Raw genomic sequence first — 17,478 nt, 5'->3', positions numbered from 1 at the left:
GTCTTGTTGTTTCTTCTCTTTTATTTGCGGTTTTATCTGCGTGATCTAGTTGTCTATCGTATTTTGTCGGGGAAGTTCAAAAATTATGCCACATCCTGATGCCAATCAACAATCGACACTGAGTCCCTCTGCAAACCTGGGCTCGGAAACACAAGAACAGCAACAGCAACAGCAACAGAAAGAAAAAGTAGAGCAAGTCTCCAGCGATTCCACAACGGTCGATCTGGATCTCGGTCCTCCCGAGGATTACCGAGAACATACCGACGATGACGTTGATCCGAATGTGCTGGCAGCGATGGAAGAAGGTAAAGAAGAGGGAACTATCGTTGAAACGGACACGCCATTCGAACCAACAGATGATTCAGATAGTTCCCAATCGGAATCTTCATCCACAGAAGAGACATCGGAACCCACCGAAAAATCACCAGCTGATGATCTCCAGGTCCCAGAAGCGACTTCAGAAGATCTAGATCTTGAAGGTCTATCGGATGATGATCAAGAGTGGACCTGGGGACAGAAGAAAGAGACCGTCTCGTTCACGTATAAAGGGATGAAAGTCATCATGTCCGAACCCGAAAATGAAGATGACATTATAAACGGGATTCGAGGACATGCCCAAGAAGGCGAAGAAGACGAAGACGAGCCATCTCAGCTTGATCGGCTGAAAGTATACGCTCAAATTGCGATCGATTCTCCGGAAATTACTGATGAGCGATGGAATCATGGTATGACTCCCACCGAGAAATTCACGGTGGGGAGCGTGGCTGCTCAGTATCTTAATGCTGAGGATTTTACCGCCGCGCCAGAGGGTGGGCAGAATCTCCAGCAGGACTCCTAACGACCATGATCGCAAAGGAATTCAAAATTCCTTTGGAAGAAGTTGCGATGTGGTCGTGGCAAAAAAAGGAGTTGTATGCTAACGCTCTCGCGGCGCATTCAGAACACGAACGCGAATTGATGGATAAACAACGAGAAGGAGATGGGGCTCTTGCACGGTCTGGACGAAGTCGTCCGGGACACAGTGATGATACCCATCCCGCACTCCAGCAGTACTCCAACGTAGCAAACGTTAACAACTAATGAGGTTTCTCAGCAATGAATCAAGACGATATAAATAGAGCAATCGTAACCGAAAAGATCAGCCGACAAACAACCCAAAGCTCATCACTAGATCCAAAGGTACGACATGAGATCGCAGAAGCACGGAGTGAAGGGACGATCACGTCGCTCGACCGCGATGACCCACTCCATGATATCGATGAAGAATTCGATGGATGGGTGGCAACAGACTACTTGTCCCGTCAGTACGGCTACGGAAAAACACGCAAAGAAGCGATAAACGACCTCAAAGATCGCCGCGACAACTGACACGAGATATTTTCATACTACAATCAAACTATGAGTGACAACACTGACTCCGAAGACAAGCAAGACGTAATCACGGCAGAGAATACGGTCGATAGCTCAGAAGAAGTCGGAAGACCGACGCAACTTGACGAATCTGCAGTCGAGGGGATAGACTTTGAGAACCAAGAGGAAGTGTGGGAACTGGGCGAACACCGCGAAGGTTACTTTGAATTCGGTGGTGTGTACTTCAAGCTCGAAGAACCCAAAACAGACCAAGAGGTAGCAGAGCTGACATCGCCAACAGTCAACGCACAAGAGCTCTACTGGCGGTCGGTCAGCACCATCGTCACGAAACCCGACATTACCGAGGAGATGTGGGAAGAGAAGTTCACCGCGAAAGAACGTGGCCAACTTGCCCATGCCTGTCTCGACTGGTGGGGTGCAGATGACTTCATTGACGAGGCTGAGATGGGGGACGCCTTGGAAGAAGTCATGAACCAGAAAGAGCAGGAAGCTAAAGAATCTCAAGAGCAACAGCGAGAAGCGGCGGTCAGTGGTCAATAACTGATCTGCTGTTTATCACGCGTCTCGCACTTCTACACTCATTTCTCTATCATCTGATATCTAATGTCGAAAGCGATTCGTCGATTATTCATAGACATCCATGGCGACGCCTCTGGGGCTGTCAAGGCCGCAGGAGAGGCAGAATCCGCGACTGATGCTGCTGCGGATTCGATGAAACGTGCTGATAAAGAATCAAAACAACTTCGTAAGCGACTCAAGGGTCTCAAATCCGGCTTTGAGATTCTCGCAAAAGCAACCGGGGCCGTGGGCATTGCGATGGTCTCAATCGCCGCGGCCAGCGGCCGTGTCGATAAGCGTCTCGCTGAGGTGCAAGCGACGTCTGGTGCGACGGCTCACCAGATGGACATGATCCGTTCGAAAGCCCAGGAGTTGGGAGCTCAGCTTCCAGTCACAATGCTGGACGTTTCGAACGCATTTCGTGAGATGACCTATGCGGGACTTGAGGCCGAAGAGGCAATTGCGGCAGCAAACGCGGCAACCCGTCTTGCAGTTACTGGCGGGCTCCAAATGGCCGAGGCTGCTCGTGCAACGACTTCCACCCTCAACGCATTCCGGATGGAGGCAACTCAAGCAACCACGGTGGCAAATTCTCTTGCAGCAACATTCGCGTCCAGTGCTGTCACGATTTCGGAGATCACAAAGTCGCTTGAATATGCTGCATCCGCAGCGAATCTTGCAGGCCAAAGCGTTACAGATACGACAAGTGCGATAGGTCTTTTGGGTGACGTCGGTCTGCGTGCAAGTAAGGCCGGAACCGGTCTGCAGCAGATGTTCGCTCGTCTTGCAGACCCGTCTAAGCAAGCTAAAGAAGCACTCGACAAACTCGGATTGTCGATGCAGGACTTCGTCGATAGAGAAGGGGACTTCAAGAACCTCAATGAGATTATACGGACTCTCCACAACTCTGTTCAAGGCCTCTCAAATGCAGAGAAAATGAAGGCTCTCACCTCTATCTTCAGGGCTCGTGGGGCACGGGCTGTGGCACCCTTGGTCAATAACGTCGATAAACTCGACAAGAAGCTCTCCCAAATTGCCGCTTCGAACATCAAGGGCGCAATCGAATCGCTTGACGAGCTGAATGAGAAAGCACTGGAAACCCGGAATAAGCAAATCAGCTTTACTATCACTCCGAAGATGAACCAGCGCGATCTCATGGAGCAGTTCGTCAATATGTCCGAGAACATGTCTCGGTCGGAATTGACGACCGAGATCAAAGGCTCACTGCAAGTCGATCAACGAACCGCTGAAATTCTTGCAGGAGACATCATCGACGATGGAGCATCAGTAGATCAGCTTGTAGCTGGACTTAATAGCGCTACAACTGCTTCAGAACTGGCAAGTGCAAAAATGGACACCGTGGCAGGCAAGGTCGAATACTTGCGTGGCTCCATCTCATCGTTTGCCTACACGGCGTATCAATCGTTCCGTGGGCCGGTGTCTGGTGCGCTTGATATACTCACCGACTTTGCTGATGCGATGAATAAGAACGAGTCCACCGCCCGTGCATTTGGCTATGCACTCATGGGCCTCTTTGGGGTGCTCGCAACGGCGACAATGCTTGTCGGTGCGATGGCTGCAGAAATGTGGTGGGTGAGTGCAACGACTGGTACTGCAGCGTCTAGTACGTACGGTTACGCTGCAGCACAGTGGGTACTCACGGCCTCAACAAACGCCTTAGCGACAGCACACTTCCTGATGACTGCTTCTCTGAGTACAATCATCACACAGCTTCGTGTCTCTCGAACTGCTCAATTACTCTCTGCGGCATCTTCATGGACTCTTTCCGGTGCTGTCACGACTCTTGCAGGGGCGATAGGGACTGCAACGGGTGCGTTGTGGGGGTTCCTGACTGCCCTCGGTCCCATTGGATGGATTGTTCTCGGAGTTTCGGCAGCCTTCATTGCCTGGAAAACCGGGCTACTTGACTGGATAGGGGTCGCTGATGAATTCGAAAGTGTTCTGAACGGCATTACATGGACGCTCGGGTGGCTACTCGATGGTGTAAAACTTCTCGGAGAAGGATTTGTTCTTCTAGGGAAACTCGGTATTGCAGCATTCTTTGCGACGGTTTCGTGGGCGGTTGGTGGCCTAATGGATATGGTTGGTGGACTTGTCGGCTGGTTTGATTCACTAAACACGACTGGGAAACTAGTAATCGGTGCTCTATTCCCGATTCTGGGAATTGTGTGGGGGCTCTCGGAAGCGCTGGATATGGCACAATCTGGTTGGAACGACTTCACTGGCAGTCTCGATTCCTTCATGAACGTTGCTGCAGCGCTTCTTGGATATGAAATCGGTCAGACGGCTCGGGAGATGGGAGAAGCTTACCAATTTGGAGCTTCGCTCATTAACGATGGGGCCCAGATGGTTGACTCGGCAGTTTCGGGCACTCAAGAGACTTTAGAGGGGATCGGAGATTGGATTCGAGAATTCTTCGTGAAACTTGAGAATGCGCCAAAAGAAACACTGTCTGGACTCGGATCCTCATTAGCGAACAGTCTCTTACTCCCGGCACCACTCGCGCTTCTTTTTGGAGTCTCCGATATGGGTTCCTTGGGCCAGCAGTGGGGACAAGATCTCAAAGGAGGTATTATGGATGGAATCGGGACAGCAGCCTCGCTTGCAGCGTTCCCGATTACTGCAGGGATTGGATTAGGTGAAGACGCCTATAATATGGGTGCGGACTTCGCTACCAGTCTCATCGATGGGATTGTGAACGGTATCGCTTCAACGGATAATCGCCTTGCAATGGCGATCGATAATGCACTGGCAGGGGTTCTCCCGTTCCTTCCTTCGTCCAATGCAGAGAAGGGGCCGCTCTCGGACCTGACATCTCGAGGACAAGCATTGATCGAAACGATAGCGAAGGGGGTTCGAAGTGCAAAAGACATCTTACCCAAATCGGTGGATGTTGCTCTGAATCTTCTCTCTCCTGATGTCCCTTCGTTAGGATCCGTTGGAAATGTGGTTGGTGATCTAACAGGCGGAGGACTATCATCGTCACTACTGAAAACTTTGCAACCTGCGATGGGTCCAAAAGGACTTGCTCCATTGGTTTCATCGCCGGCTGCTGTTGGCGGTGGACGTGGTGGGACAACGAATCGAAGCTTGACTGTCAAACAAGAGGTGAACAATAAGTTCGAGGGTGTTTCGGATCCCAGAGAAGCAGCACGACAGGCGAATAGTGCTCCATCGGACGACAATGGCCTGCTTAGTACTGTGGAGCGAGCGCTCCATCAGGGCCGCGATGATTATTTCTAAGAGGAAATTCTATGCCAAAAGGAAAGCCGGTAGAGATAGTTGGAGGCGGTGGTACACAGAACCAGATCGGCCCGGTGTCTGTTCCTGGAGTCTATGACGAGAAGAATACTGGTGGGATACAGTCTCCGGAGAAACGCACCGAGAAAGGATACAAATATGCGACACGAGTTGCTCCAGAACCCGTAGAAGCGACGTTCAAAGCGTGGGTCAATTCAAACACGCTCCAACAGCTGAAAGGCCTTCGGAAACGAAAGGAACCGTTTTCGGTGTCTGTTCGAACTACCCGGATTTCTGCAGCAAAACTCCTGGATCTCAAAGAGCATGAGACTGGGAGCCGGAATGGTGCCCACGATATTACAGTTTCTGTTCGAGAGATTCAACAGGCTTCAACCGGAACGTCGAATCTCCATATTGTTGCTTCGACCGGACCTAAATCCGGCAAATCTGGTGGTGGGAGTGGATCGAATGTGAGTGTTGCACAGGACAAAGCAACATCGAGCTCTCCACAAAAGAAGAGCAAAGGATGGGTTCAGAAGGTCATGGATTGGGCTTCTGAACCATTCGGTGGCGGGGGGAAGAACAAGAATTCGAATAACGGTGGTAACAATGGGAATAACGGCGGAAACAATGGGTGATCGGATCCAATGGTAGAGATAATACCAATCCCGGAAGAGAAGGCAAAAGACGCAAGGCCTATTGATGTAGAGGTCCCGACCTCGGAAGCTTGGCCTGGAGAACGATTGCGTGTTTTATTTGATTGGAACAATGCCATTGGCCACTGGATCTTCGAAATGAGGCATGTGGGATACGGCAAAATGTTCCCTCGATCACCAGCTCAACTTGTGTACCCATATCGGTATCGGGACTACTTACTTGCGACATTCATTAACCCGTCTGGCCGTGCAGAAAAAATCACACCGGAAAATCTTGGAGATGGGGTTTCTCTTGCTATTTTCGCTGGCCCAGATAGCCCTGGCTGGCAGGAAGATGGCGAAGAGATCGATGAGATCTAGTTCACTCCTATGACAGAAGTTTGGCAGCAATATCGGAAAATAGAAGTTGGAAGCGTATCGGCGGTCGCCGACGGGTCGAAAGAAAGCATGGACATGGAGATCAATGTACGAAACTCTGAAAAAGATGGTCTCAAATTCGATGCGACGATATGGAATCTGAACGAGGACACGTGGAATTCTATTCGCAAGAAGGATCCGGTTCGGATTACATTGGGGTGGCTAAATGGACCTAAGTCGGTGGTGTGTTACGGAAAGCTAACGGGAAAACGCACCAAATCAAAGCGTGCAGACACCAAGTACATTCTCGAAGGTGTCGACAAATCCAAAGCACAACTGAGCGCCCGCCTCGAACACACATGGCATGATCTTCAGCCTAATGAGATCGCCCTCGATATCGCCCGGAGAATTAATCTCTCGGAAGGAAAAGTGGAATCTGTTGGTAAAACAATCCCTGGCGGGAAATCGAAAAATTATGTGATACGGGACGACCGTCCAGTTTCCCACTGGCTCCAACAATTGGTGAATGAAGCTCAGAAGGCTACTGGGACAAAGTGGGAGTATCGTGCAAATGGTGGAAAGTTCTACTTTCAGAAGAAAAACACCCCTAATGTCGAGGTAGTCACCCTCGCCTATGAGAATACTCTCATCTCCATCAACCAAGCTGCTGAAAAAGAAGATGATAGTAAAAGTGGACCTCGGTACACATTTAAAGCGCTTTGTGAGCCAACCTTGTCGAAAGGTTCGGTTGTTCAGGTAGATACCGACGATGTGTCTGGTGCGTTCAAGGTGATTGATCTCACTTTCAAATCAGACACTGTGGGAGGGGACCATATCGTCGAAGGAAAGTTGGCACCAACTGGAGCCACATATGCTGTCTACTATCCTGGCAAAACCCCACCAGGTGCGTCTGGAGGACGCTCGGGACCAACTCTCCGATAGAGAACATCCACACCACAATTCTTACCTATGACAGATATACCTCATGAGATTCGATCATATATCCGCGAAGAACTTCGCGGGGTCTATACGTGCCATCTCGGTATTATACAGTCAGTTGATGTCGAAAACCGCCGATGTGAAGTAGCGCTCAAGGATAGTAAAAAGTCCATCCCAGACAATGTACCAATAGCGTCTCCATACGCGGGAGATGGTTATGGTGTTGTATATCCAATCGAGAAGGGCGATGAAGGATTGTTATTGGTCCTAAAAGATCCAATCGATGATCTCCTCGCCGAGCGTGGGTTCCAAGAAATAGAAAAACAACGCCAACACAGTATACAGGACGCCATTTTCTTCCCTCAGGTTTGGTATGATTCGGATACGATCCCTGAGCATGAACCCGGTGAGTATGTTTTCGCACACGAAAGTGGAAGCGTCATTCGGATCAAGCCAGATGGAACGACTCTCCTGAATCATTCTGAAGAGACAGCAACGATTCGTCTTGACAAAAAGGGGGTTCATTTCCAAGGAGAACCGGAAGAGGAATTCAAGAACGAACGCGAAAAAGAGATAATCGAAGAACGTGAAGAAGTCTATCCGAGTGAACTTCTCGTCCCTGGCTCTTCTATCGATGGAACGATTGAAATCGGGAAACCTGACGCAATGCGCGTCGACGAGAATAGGGAGTTGACTGAAGAGCCAGTTGCTCCGATCATTGACCCGATGGATAAGGCTGAGACGGAATTCATCAACCCAACAACGGTCAACTATCGTGGACCCGTCAGTCACGGGTTCCACGAGACTCGTCATTTTGTATTTGAGCGCTACGAGAAGGATCCTAAACCAGAGGATATCCCATTCCCATTGGAGAAGATCCCGATAGGATATACTTGGATCAATTTGGAGGAAGGTGCGCTAAAGATAATGGGTGCATCTGAGACCCCCGTCATAGTCGCTTCTCTGTGATCTCCAATGCCTATAGATGAATTTCCACAAGATAGTGAAGAGACTGAGCGCTTCGGATATACATTCGGGTTGGACCCAACGGCAGATATAGCCACAAATGACCTCAAACAGTTTATTGAGGTCAACGGGAAAGGCGCTGTCGTTCAGGATCTAAAAATCTGCCTTCTAACTCCAAAAGGATCCGATCCATTCCGGCCCGAATACGGCCTTGATTATTTCCGTGCAGTAGGAACGAGCGATTACGATCTAAAGGGAGCAATCCGCGATGCAATCGGTCCAGATGCAGACCCTCGAGTCCTGACTATCGATGATATCTCAATCGAACGGGAATCAGGGTCACGAGATGTCGATGTCGAAATCACACTCACACTCATTTCGAGTGACACTGTTTCGATTGACTTCGCCCCCGTTAATGGCAGGTAGACAACCTCTGCACCTATTCTAACACTTTTGAAAATCTATGCCTGATACTGAATTTGGAATTCAAGAAGACGGCTCTTTTAGTCGGAAATATATCGAAGATATCCAGGAGAGCCTCCTCACAGTCGCAGAAGCGAAATTTGGAGATCGAGTTGATTTGGCACCCGGTTCGCCACCACGTCAGCTCATCGACATTGCAACCATCGAACTTGCAGATCTCTGGGAGTCTCTTGAAGGGACCTACTATGCAAGTTATTTCCCGGACGCTGTCGGCGTCCAGATTGACCGAATACTCTCTCTTGTTGGTGTCTCAAGGATACCTCGCCGAGGCGCGACTGGTGAAGTCACGTTCATGACTCCATCGGAGAACGCTGAGGATATAACAATCCCAAAGGGAGTCATCGTTACAACTAGTGCAACAGAATCCTCGCCATCAATCCCATTTCGGACGACTGAATCTGCTACTCTTCTTGCTGGTGAGTCTGCAGTCACTAATGTCCCAATCCGAGCCCTCGAGCCCTGGGAGACCGATGTCGATAAAGAATACCTGGGCGAGAAAACCAATGTCGGATCTGGAACTATCAACGAGATGGTTGACCGGATTGCTGGCGTCCCAACCGTAACCAATCCGCTACCCACTGGTGCAAGTGGTGTTCGGGAGGACGGAACGGATTATGATTTCCAGCTGGGCCGTGATCGTGAAAACGATCATCAACTCAAAGAGCGCTATCGCAATTCCCTCGCTCTTGGTGGTCGTGCGTCCCTACTCGCAATTCGGGCTAATGTAGCAAACGTAGAAGGGGTCACAACGGCAGCGATTGAAGAGAATACATCGATGAACGATAACCGTTCATCGGGTGGTCTCCCTCAAAAGAGCTTCCGAGTGACAGCGATCGGTGGCGACGACGATGAAATCGCACAATCGATTCTTGATACTCGTAGTGCAGGAATACAAGCATACGGAGATGAATTTGGAATCGGGACGACGGATGACGGAGATGAGTACAAAGAGTACTTCGACCGTGGAGATTCCGTTTCTGTGTATGTTGATGTCACTTTGGATGTTTTGGACACCTTCCCGGCAGATGGTGTGACTCAGGTAAAAGATCGCATCATCAATTATGTCGGAGGGACGACAACCAATGGTGATTCCGTTGTCGGTCGTCGCCTTGGGAACGACATCATCTATGACCAGGTGTTTGCTGCTTCGATGAACGTAGAAGGAGTAAACCGGTCAGATGTCACAATCGGACAATCTGAATCACTCCAACGGACGTCTGATATGTATCTCGACAAGACGGAGCTCGGGGTCACAGACGCCTCTAAAATACGTATCACAGTAAACCAATCTAACTAAAGAATATCTTCAAACTATGAGTTCTAGTCTCTTTCCTCAAGATTCCGGTACCGGCGTCGATTCTGGCAATCGTGATTGGAACGACGCAGCAAATTTCGCACAGTTAGCTCATTCCCCAAATGACACAGACTACATCCTCACTGGGTACTCACTAACACCCGATTTTGATGACGACACTGTCGATATCTCACAAGGTGTTGCATACATCTCTGCCCCTGCAGCGCAAACAGTATCTCACACTGATGAGGGGGGACCGCCAGCAAAAACACTGAATGGTGTGTCCTATGTTGCTCAACGTGATGGTGCACTTTCACAACCGCTCTCACCGGGTGTTGTCAATTACATCTATCTTGTCATTGATCCTGCCGTCTCGAATAGCATCACGTTCTCGGTACGGGATACAGAATCTCAGCCGATCAATCCATCTCTGAAAATTGGGGAGGTTGATCTGGCGAACAATACGGTACGTGACTCGGTCAATCGTTTTCCCGACGCGCAATTCAACAGCTTGGCTGCAGATTCTATAAAGGTTACTTCACAACCAAATTCAGATTCAGACGCTGTTCGCCTCTCTGACCTTAATGCATATGGGAATACCGAATCTTCAGAAACTGTCTCTGGTGAGTGGTCGTTCTCTGGTTCGCTCACATTAGGTGCTGAAAGGACTGCTGTCTCTGGATTCAATGATTCGGGAACTCATTGGATCGAGTATGATAGTGACGTCAACGACGACATTTTCGCTATTAAACGATATGGTGAGAACGATTACGATCTTGTTGTTAGCCAGGCAGGAGCATTAAACCGAATTCTAACAACCGCCGATGGAGCAAAATACGCTCTGAATGATCATACCCACGCTGGTCAAACGATCAAACCGTCGGCTATTGAGACAGATCGGGTGACTATCTCGACGACACCCACAAACTCGAACGAAGCAGCTACGAAAAGCTATGTCGATACGAGGGTCGATTCTGTATCAGGCGGGTCTGGACAAACAGGAACCACTGTCAATGTCGTCAACATGATCGACGAGGGGGCCGACAACACTGGTGCCACAGCATGTGATGATCTTCTTGATAGTGTAATCGACAACAATACCCGGTTGATTTTCCCGAGTGGGGTATACCTCTTCAATCAATCTCACGACTGGAATGACTATGATTCCTTAGAAATCATTGGCCAACCCAATGCGACGTTTAAAGTAGGGGAGTCACTGAACAATCCGTTCCTCGGGTTCAATTACGGTGGCAGTTCACCAGGGAGACATACTGTTCTCAAAAATATCGACATCGATATCTCGGGGACGGATTCTCAAGGGCGAGGTGTCTCCTGCCGACCGATCTACTTCCATACCAGAGAGTATGGTCTTGTCGAAAACGTCCGTACCATTGGGGAACGAAGTGCACAACCATATATCGACGGTGATGGCGGGAATATCTCTACGCACATCTTCGGCGTAGAGGATGAAGATGGGAAGTGTGTTGTCCGCAATTTTGAGGCGAATTATGGGGGTGAAGAAGTCGATAACCTCTCCAGTGATTCTGTCTCTCAAACTGGTGAATTCATTGGAATTGCCAGTGGTGGTGGGATAAATAATGGTCTGTGCATCTATGAGAATTGCTCCCTGAAAGGCTGGATAAACAACGCGTTCTACCTAAAAGCACATCCTGGAAAGGTAATCCTTAACCAGTGTACTGCAATCGATAACGGGCTCACGTCTATTCGACTAGGAGAGGGACATGAAGCAAACAACTGCTACATAAAAATTGATGCAGACAACGTCGATTACTCAAGCAAACCTGGCTGTGCTGCTATCTGGGGCGAACACGGCGATGTTGTCGTAGAAAACTGTAGAATAATCAGAGAGAGCGGGACGAATAAGCTCATACAACACTCTCGCACTGCCGGATACAAGACAGTCCTCCGTGACTGCCAGATCGAAGATAGTGGATCTGGTGATATCTTCGATAACGTCCACCATAGTGGGGATCTTGTATTCGACAATTGTGATATCTATAAGGACGGTGGATCTGGATTCACTGCTCGTGTTCGAGATAACAATGACGCAACAATCACGCTAAAACACACGCGCTATGAAACCGACTACGGGAATGGGAATAATCAGAGAGGGATCTATATTGACGGCATAGGTGCCACCAATATCCGAGAATGTACATTTGCAGTCGATGATGTATCTGTTGCAAACAACAACACGATGGGTTGGTTCACGAGAAACACAATCGAGAGTGGTGAAATGAGATGGGACGGTGGGAACGGAGCAATCCGCGACAACAATGTTTCTGCAGCCAGTCTCTCGATCAGTAACACGGGTTCTCAATTCACACAAAGTGGGAATATCACGTGAACCACCTCCAGCCAATTGTAGAGACTGCGATAAGGATCTTCTAATAACTCACAATGACTGAAAACTCAGACGACACAGATGATTCACCATCAACCCAATCAGATGTAGATTCTGACGTTGAGTTTCATCGAAGCACCTTACCAGATCTCTTGAAATCGGATGGTGGGTCAGACCCTCAAGATGATCTCCTTGGTGAAGATCTACTAGGTCACTCAATCCTAGGTGCTGGTGGTCAAATCATACCACCAGAACCGAAAAGCACCGGGATATTGGGAACGAACTATCTTGGGAAACAGCGCCTTGGTGGTGGTCAAAATCTCGGAGATATCGGCGGTGGGGATGATGGAGATGATGGAGATGGTGGTTGGGGCGATGGCGGTGATGGAGATGAAGACGGAGATAATGACGGCCCTGGAATCCCCAGACGAGAAGATCCAGAATGGGAAGACGTCTACGATGATGTTCTGGAGACAATAACTCCGGAAGGCCCAGACACACCAGCAGAACGGTTAGAAGACCATATGAAGCCGGTATGGAACACCGGGAAGACACGTGAAGGGCAAATATCTCTTTGGCGTGGTCTTATCGAAACTCTTGCTAGTGAGTTTGATGATTTCATTCAGGCTCGCAATGACGCTCTGTTCGCTTCGTTTGTAGATACTGCAGTCGGTAAGGAATTAGACAAGATCGGAAAATTCGTACAGACTCCACGACGAACTGACGAGACTGATGAGCACTATCGCCCTCGGCTCAAGGTGAGTATGCGTCGGTTGATCAGCTCGGGAACGATCGAAGACATCAAACAAACTAGTGCAATCTTACTGGACGCTGACGAAGGTCAGATAAAGGTTTCCGAGGACTTTAGCACGGAACCGGCTCGGTTCACGTTGTCTGTTCCCGACGACTTATTAAACCGGGCCGGGGTTTCGGTAAGTGATTACCGAGAATTCATCGCTGAAATCAAAGCGGCGGGGGTCAGAATGGTCGCGACGTCCCAAGGTAGCTTCGAACACCGAACTGAGTCCGAGTTTATGAATGGAAACACGGTTCCAGAGAAAGGCTATGATACGTTGGGCGACGATGGAAATCCAGTTGGAGTCGGTGGCAAATATCGGACCCTCATCTGATCTCGGTAAAGTAAATCTAACTAGCGAGCTCAATTCATGACTGAACAATCTAAGACGCAACCGAAAGCTGAATCGAATAGTGAGATGCCAACAGTAGATCTCTCGGACGCTCCTGAATCCGTCTCCGAGGTTGACGAAGAACAAAACGGGGCTTCGGCGAATCTAGACGAGGAGCAAATCAAAGAAGAAGCGGAAGATGAAGCCCGCCGCCACATCCGGGAAGCAGAGGGCGAGTCTGATACGGAATGTGCGAGGAATGCCTATCAGACGCTACGTGGAAAATATAACAATATCAACCAACAGCTGAACCAGGTTGAACAGCGCGTAGATAGCCTCCAAGTAGGCGTTGACCAATCAGATGATCTGATCGAGCACCTCGAATCGATTCAGGACGAAGACGAAGAGCGCACGGTTCTCCGGAACTGGGGTTTCGGAATCTCTTCACAAGTTCTCCCCGGAGAGATACCTGACCTCCTCGAGAAGGTCAAAGAGCGCAAAGAGAATCAGCAAACCCAGCTGGAAAACGATCAGCAAACGTATCAGAAACTCGCTCACCTACAAGAAGTGACGAAGCTGGCTGCCCAGGACGTCCAACAGACGATGTCTCGGATGGAGAAACTCTTCCAAGAAGACTCTGAAAAAGATCCCTTGGAAGACGACCAATACCAGGTCGTAGACGGAACGAATAGCCAGTAAAAACACACCTTTTTACAATCTCTATGGCAGAACTAATCGACCGCGAGAGCTATGTCTGGTCAGATACAGGTATCAAACCCCAAGAAGGCGATGAAGTATATGGGGGCGGTCTCCGACCGATAGCAGAGTATGATAATTACTTCATGTGGGCGATCACCACTGACATCAAGAATTTGAGCCAGTCTATCGGTTCTCATTCAGACCAACACGAAGCTGGTAGTGGTGATCCACTCAATTTAGATGGTCTTTCTGTCGGTTACAATCCATCAAAGACGCTTCAAAAGACGTCATCTCCAGATTCCTTCATCTTCTCTGGATCCGAAGAAATCGACATACTAACGGAAGTTTCCGTCACGGTCCTGAACACTGCAACGTCAGAACGTTCGGAAGATGTGACTGTATCTCTATACCGGGGCGGAGATACGTCGGGAGAGCTGATCGACTTTGACATAGAATCGATCACACTTGGATCCAATTCCTCGACGACACTTTCATTCTTCACATCAATAGATTTTGAGATCACTGATGAATCTCATTTCATCGATGTCGAATCAAATGGACCGAATATCGAACCTACCCAAATCAGTATCGACACTCTTGGAGGGGAATATACGCTCTACGAGGACGCTGGCTTCCGTCTCGAAGATCAGTATGGAAAAACCCGATTTGAGCTCGCACCAATCAAAAACGAATGGTCCTCGTTCCCGGCATTCAATACCGAAATAGAGGCACGCAATGGGATCTCCGTCGTTGGTGGATCCCTAGACATTGGTGCTGGTGATCTCACGACAGAGGATCAAACTCTTTGGGATTCTAGTGAAGGACAAATCCCTGCAGAATCTGTTGAGGATGTCTGGCTACACAATTCTGGAGGCCGTGTAGATGGCGACATTCTCATGGGGGGATTCATTCGAACACTCCAAATTGGTGAGAGTAATGGTCCCCATCGAATCACGTTTGGACGTGGACCTGAGCTACCCGACAATAAAGGTATAGATATCGTCTACCGTACTGGGCCCAACTCACTCAATCTCGAAATCGAGGAGACTGAAGAAGAATTGCTGAGAGCAGATACTGAATCGAAAACTATCGATTGTTCCAATTCACGGGCAGTTCAGACACCCGTGTATAGTAGTGATCCAGGACAAATCGGACCTGGTGCCTGTTATTTCGTGAAGAACTGAGATCCATAACATGACTGTTGTTGGTTACTGGGGGGATTTCCAGATACCTCTTTTTGAGAAATCTGATGTCTCCCCTCCGTATTTCGTGGCCGAATCGGACGACGGAACGAGAGGATTCATGAAGATGGTTCCGATGGGCGAAGGAGACCGCCCATCGTTTGTTGTCGAGGATGATACCGGGACGAGATGGGAATCCTCTACTTCAATCCGAAAGATAATCGACAGCTTCAACGACGGTAATGTCGATGGCTGGGTCATCTATGATCAAGATAATCCGATCTATGCAAATGCTACGAGAGCTGCTGCACATGATGGTGAATATGGTCTTGATCTAGATGGTGTCGATGGCCCCGCTGGGTTCATGCGTTCTGTCGACTTACCACATACACCACCGAAAGAAGGGGAATGGATGTTTTGGTGGAAGCCGATATCAACTCATTACCAATTCGAAGTGTCCTGGTGTATCAACACACCCGGAAATAACTTCGACGAAGCGTATGCGCTCTCTCCCACTTATGATACAACTCCAGATGGGAAAGTGCATATGGAATTCGAAGAGCGGTATAGTGGTGGCTCCCGCTATGTAGACCCTCCAAATGGAGATTCGACAGGAGACGACATCTTCAGCTACGATCACGGTGAATGGTTGCGGACCAGAGTCAAAGGGAGGTCTGATGACAGGTTTGAGGTCAAGACCGATACAGGAGAGGGGACATCGTTAAAACAAAGCTACGTGACTGCTCCGGTCACCCACGATTATTCAGACAATCATAATATTGCCATTTACACTTCTACGAAAGACCATCATCATATAGATACGATCCAGCGTCTCCCGTGACCAGACGAACTGGATAGTTCGTCCATGGAATATATTCATATGGTTCTCTTTGGAAAACTACCACCCCCTTCAGAAGATTCTTTTGACGCATCGATTTTAGACCATTCTCTTATTCAACAATTATGTCTACTGACAAAGTAAATATTGTAGATGTCCGAGCTAAAGGTGCAGATACCTCTGGACATGAACCAATCGACAAATATCTCAATGAGCATGAGGATAGCGACCAGACCAGATATGTCTTCCATCCGGGCACGTACCGCCTCAGCAAACCCTTCAAAGCGTATGATTGGGGAGAAAGTTTGGAATTCATCGGCAAGGGGAAGCCGACATTCCTAGTGGAGGATAAGTGGGATAATCCGATATTCAATTTCGGATATGATTCTAGTGGAAACAAAGAACCCGGCAACCACCTCAAATTTGAGGGGATAAATTTCGACATCCGGAAAGACGGAGTTGGCCAGCCTCCAATCTGGGCACTCGCTCGGTATGGGATGGACATAAAAAACGTCCGTGTGTTTGGGAAACGAAGTGCTGGTAAATTCCCACTCAGCTCCACGATATTTGGAGTAACGCGTGAAACGGGACGTGGAGAGATCAACCGATTGGACATGCCTTTTGGAGGTCAATACCAGCATCGGGAAGAGCTCATGGACGAATATATTGGACTCAATATCGTCAGGAATCATCATAGCGGCCTTCTCCGGATCAAGAATTCGTATGTCTCTGAATTTCCAAATAATGGATATTATGTCTACCGACATTCTACCGGAGGAAATGTCCATCTTGAGAATTGCATAGCTCGAAATAACGGTCTCAATAGTTTCCGCATCGATGATGGAGACACCTGCAGGGGATCGAAGGTCCTCCTCGATATGGATCAGATGCCCTTCAATGGTGCCTGTGCATTGTGGGCACAGGGAGGTGGGCTCTTCGAGGATATCTACATCAAGCGCAAATCTGGCCAAAACAAATTGATTCGTGATAGTAAGGGGAACATCACAGAGCGCTTCAGGAACATCAAGGTAGACAACGAGGGCAACGGAGATATAATCAATGCTCACTTCGATGGAGGAAAATTCATCATTGATGGCTTGATCGTCAATGATACGAATGATGATCCTGATGGGAAGAAAGACGGCGGCAATGATTACTTCACCTCGCGGATCAAGAGGGATAATGTCCTTCTCAAGAATATCGAATATACAACGAGCGGCGATAAACGACGCGGGATCCATTTCGAAAATGCCGACAAAGTCGAAGTAAAGAGATCGAACTTTGACGTGTACGGAATGGCGTTGAACTTCCGCAACTGCGGAACCACAAAAGTCGATGATTGGTGCGAATTCCGACGTGGGAATGTCAGCCGGTGATTAAAAG

At 48.8% G+C, this 17,478-nt stretch carries 16 protein-coding genes; all 16 read left to right on the top strand.

Annotated features, from left to right (window positions below):
• Positions 1 to 85: 85 nt before the first annotated feature.
• Positions 86 to 838, top strand: a complete 753-nt coding sequence (locus tag AC1XDK_RS20615; protein ID WP_483351856.1) for a hypothetical protein — start codon at positions 86 to 88, stop codon at positions 836 to 838.
• Positions 839 to 1,095: 257 nt separating this feature from the next.
• Positions 1,096 to 1,368, top strand: a complete 273-nt coding sequence (locus AC1XDK_RS20610; RefSeq protein ID WP_483351855.1) for a hypothetical protein — start codon at positions 1,096 to 1,098, stop codon at positions 1,366 to 1,368.
• A gap of 30 nt (positions 1,369 to 1,398) precedes the next feature.
• Positions 1,399 to 1,911 carry a hypothetical protein gene (locus tag AC1XDK_RS20605; protein WP_483351854.1) on the top strand — a complete coding sequence of 171 codons (513 nt, stop codon included), beginning with the start codon at positions 1,399 to 1,401 and terminating at the stop codon, positions 1,909 to 1,911.
• Between the two features lie 171 nt (positions 1,912 to 2,082).
• Positions 2,083 to 5,193, top strand: a complete 3,111-nt coding sequence (locus tag AC1XDK_RS20600) for a phage tail tape measure protein (protein ID WP_483351853.1) — start codon at positions 2,083 to 2,085, stop codon at positions 5,191 to 5,193.
• Positions 5,194 to 5,204: 11 nt separating this feature from the next.
• A complete protein-coding gene (locus AC1XDK_RS20595; protein ID WP_483351852.1) occupies positions 5,205 to 5,828 on the top strand; it encodes a hypothetical protein in 624 nt (207 codons plus the stop codon).
• A gap of 9 nt (positions 5,829 to 5,837) precedes the next feature.
• Complete coding sequence (locus AC1XDK_RS20590) at positions 5,838 to 6,206, top strand: phage baseplate plug family protein (protein ID WP_483351851.1); 369 nt, start codon at positions 5,838 to 5,840, stop codon at positions 6,204 to 6,206.
• Positions 6,207 to 6,215: 9 nt separating this feature from the next.
• Complete coding sequence (locus AC1XDK_RS20585; RefSeq protein WP_483351850.1) at positions 6,216 to 7,145, top strand: hypothetical protein; 930 nt, start codon at positions 6,216 to 6,218, stop codon at positions 7,143 to 7,145.
• Positions 7,146 to 7,172: 27 nt separating this feature from the next.
• Positions 7,173 to 8,111, top strand: coding sequence for a Gp138 family membrane-puncturing spike protein (locus AC1XDK_RS20580; protein ID WP_483351849.1), 939 nt, complete (start codon positions 7,173 to 7,175; stop codon positions 8,109 to 8,111).
• Positions 8,112 to 8,117: 6 nt separating this feature from the next.
• The gene (locus AC1XDK_RS20575; RefSeq protein ID WP_483351848.1) at positions 8,118 to 8,534 is read left to right on the top strand and encodes a contractile injection system sheath initiator; all 417 of its coding nucleotides are present in this window, start codon (positions 8,118 to 8,120) and stop codon (positions 8,532 to 8,534) included.
• 37 nt (positions 8,535 to 8,571) lie between these two features.
• Complete coding sequence (locus AC1XDK_RS20570; protein WP_483351847.1) at positions 8,572 to 9,888, top strand: baseplate J/gp47 family protein; 1,317 nt, start codon at positions 8,572 to 8,574, stop codon at positions 9,886 to 9,888.
• A gap of 16 nt (positions 9,889 to 9,904) precedes the next feature.
• Positions 9,905 to 12,253, top strand: a complete 2,349-nt coding sequence (locus AC1XDK_RS20565; protein ID WP_483351846.1) for a hypothetical protein — start codon at positions 9,905 to 9,907, stop codon at positions 12,251 to 12,253.
• Between the two features lie 53 nt (positions 12,254 to 12,306).
• Complete coding sequence (locus tag AC1XDK_RS20560; protein ID WP_483351845.1) at positions 12,307 to 13,380, top strand: hypothetical protein; 1,074 nt, start codon at positions 12,307 to 12,309, stop codon at positions 13,378 to 13,380.
• A gap of 36 nt (positions 13,381 to 13,416) precedes the next feature.
• Entirely contained in the window at positions 13,417 to 14,076 is a 660-nt protein-coding gene (locus AC1XDK_RS20555; RefSeq protein WP_483351844.1) for a hypothetical protein, read from the top strand.
• Positions 14,077 to 14,099: 23 nt separating this feature from the next.
• Complete coding sequence (locus tag AC1XDK_RS20550; protein ID WP_483351843.1) at positions 14,100 to 15,260, top strand: hypothetical protein; 1,161 nt, start codon at positions 14,100 to 14,102, stop codon at positions 15,258 to 15,260.
• Between the two features lie 10 nt (positions 15,261 to 15,270).
• Positions 15,271 to 16,098 (top strand): hypothetical protein, encoded by an 828-nt coding sequence (locus AC1XDK_RS20545; protein WP_483351842.1) that lies wholly within the window; start codon positions 15,271 to 15,273, stop codon positions 16,096 to 16,098.
• Between the two features lie 122 nt (positions 16,099 to 16,220).
• Positions 16,221 to 17,471, top strand: coding sequence for a hypothetical protein (locus tag AC1XDK_RS20540; RefSeq protein WP_483351841.1), 1,251 nt, complete (start codon positions 16,221 to 16,223; stop codon positions 17,469 to 17,471).
• Positions 17,472 to 17,478 lie beyond the last annotated feature (7 nt).

The organism is Haladaptatus sp. HS23, assembly GCF_056892285.1.
This window is presented reverse-complemented; position numbering and strand designations above follow the sequence as displayed.

Excerpts from the sequence above, each read along its gene's own strand:
- AC1XDK_RS20615 (WP_483351856.1), top strand. The coding sequence starts at position 86 with ATGCCACATCCTGATGCCAATCAACAATCGACACTGAGTCCCTCTGCA.
- AC1XDK_RS20610 (WP_483351855.1), top strand. The coding sequence starts at position 1,096 with ATGAATCAAGACGATATAAATAGAGCAATCGTAACCGAAAAGATCAGC.
- AC1XDK_RS20605 (WP_483351854.1), top strand. The coding sequence starts at position 1,399 with ATGAGTGACAACACTGACTCCGAAGACAAGCAAGACGTAATCACGGCA.
- AC1XDK_RS20600 (WP_483351853.1), top strand. The coding sequence starts at position 2,083 with ATGAAACGTGCTGATAAAGAATCAAAACAACTTCGTAAGCGACTCAAG.
- AC1XDK_RS20595 (WP_483351852.1), top strand. The coding sequence starts at position 5,205 with ATGCCAAAAGGAAAGCCGGTAGAGATAGTTGGAGGCGGTGGTACACAG.
- AC1XDK_RS20590 (WP_483351851.1), top strand. The coding sequence starts at position 5,838 with ATGGTAGAGATAATACCAATCCCGGAAGAGAAGGCAAAAGACGCAAGG.
- AC1XDK_RS20585 (WP_483351850.1), top strand. The coding sequence starts at position 6,216 with ATGACAGAAGTTTGGCAGCAATATCGGAAAATAGAAGTTGGAAGCGTA.
- AC1XDK_RS20580 (WP_483351849.1), top strand. The coding sequence starts at position 7,173 with ATGACAGATATACCTCATGAGATTCGATCATATATCCGCGAAGAACTT.
- AC1XDK_RS20575 (WP_483351848.1), top strand. The coding sequence starts at position 8,118 with ATGCCTATAGATGAATTTCCACAAGATAGTGAAGAGACTGAGCGCTTC.
- AC1XDK_RS20570 (WP_483351847.1), top strand. The coding sequence starts at position 8,572 with ATGCCTGATACTGAATTTGGAATTCAAGAAGACGGCTCTTTTAGTCGG.
- AC1XDK_RS20565 (WP_483351846.1), top strand. The coding sequence starts at position 9,905 with ATGAGTTCTAGTCTCTTTCCTCAAGATTCCGGTACCGGCGTCGATTCT.
- AC1XDK_RS20560 (WP_483351845.1), top strand. The coding sequence starts at position 12,307 with ATGACTGAAAACTCAGACGACACAGATGATTCACCATCAACCCAATCA.
- AC1XDK_RS20555 (WP_483351844.1), top strand. The coding sequence starts at position 13,417 with ATGACTGAACAATCTAAGACGCAACCGAAAGCTGAATCGAATAGTGAG.
- AC1XDK_RS20550 (WP_483351843.1), top strand. The coding sequence starts at position 14,100 with ATGGCAGAACTAATCGACCGCGAGAGCTATGTCTGGTCAGATACAGGT.
- AC1XDK_RS20545 (WP_483351842.1), top strand. The coding sequence starts at position 15,271 with ATGACTGTTGTTGGTTACTGGGGGGATTTCCAGATACCTCTTTTTGAG.
- AC1XDK_RS20540 (WP_483351841.1), top strand. The coding sequence starts at position 16,221 with ATGTCTACTGACAAAGTAAATATTGTAGATGTCCGAGCTAAAGGTGCA.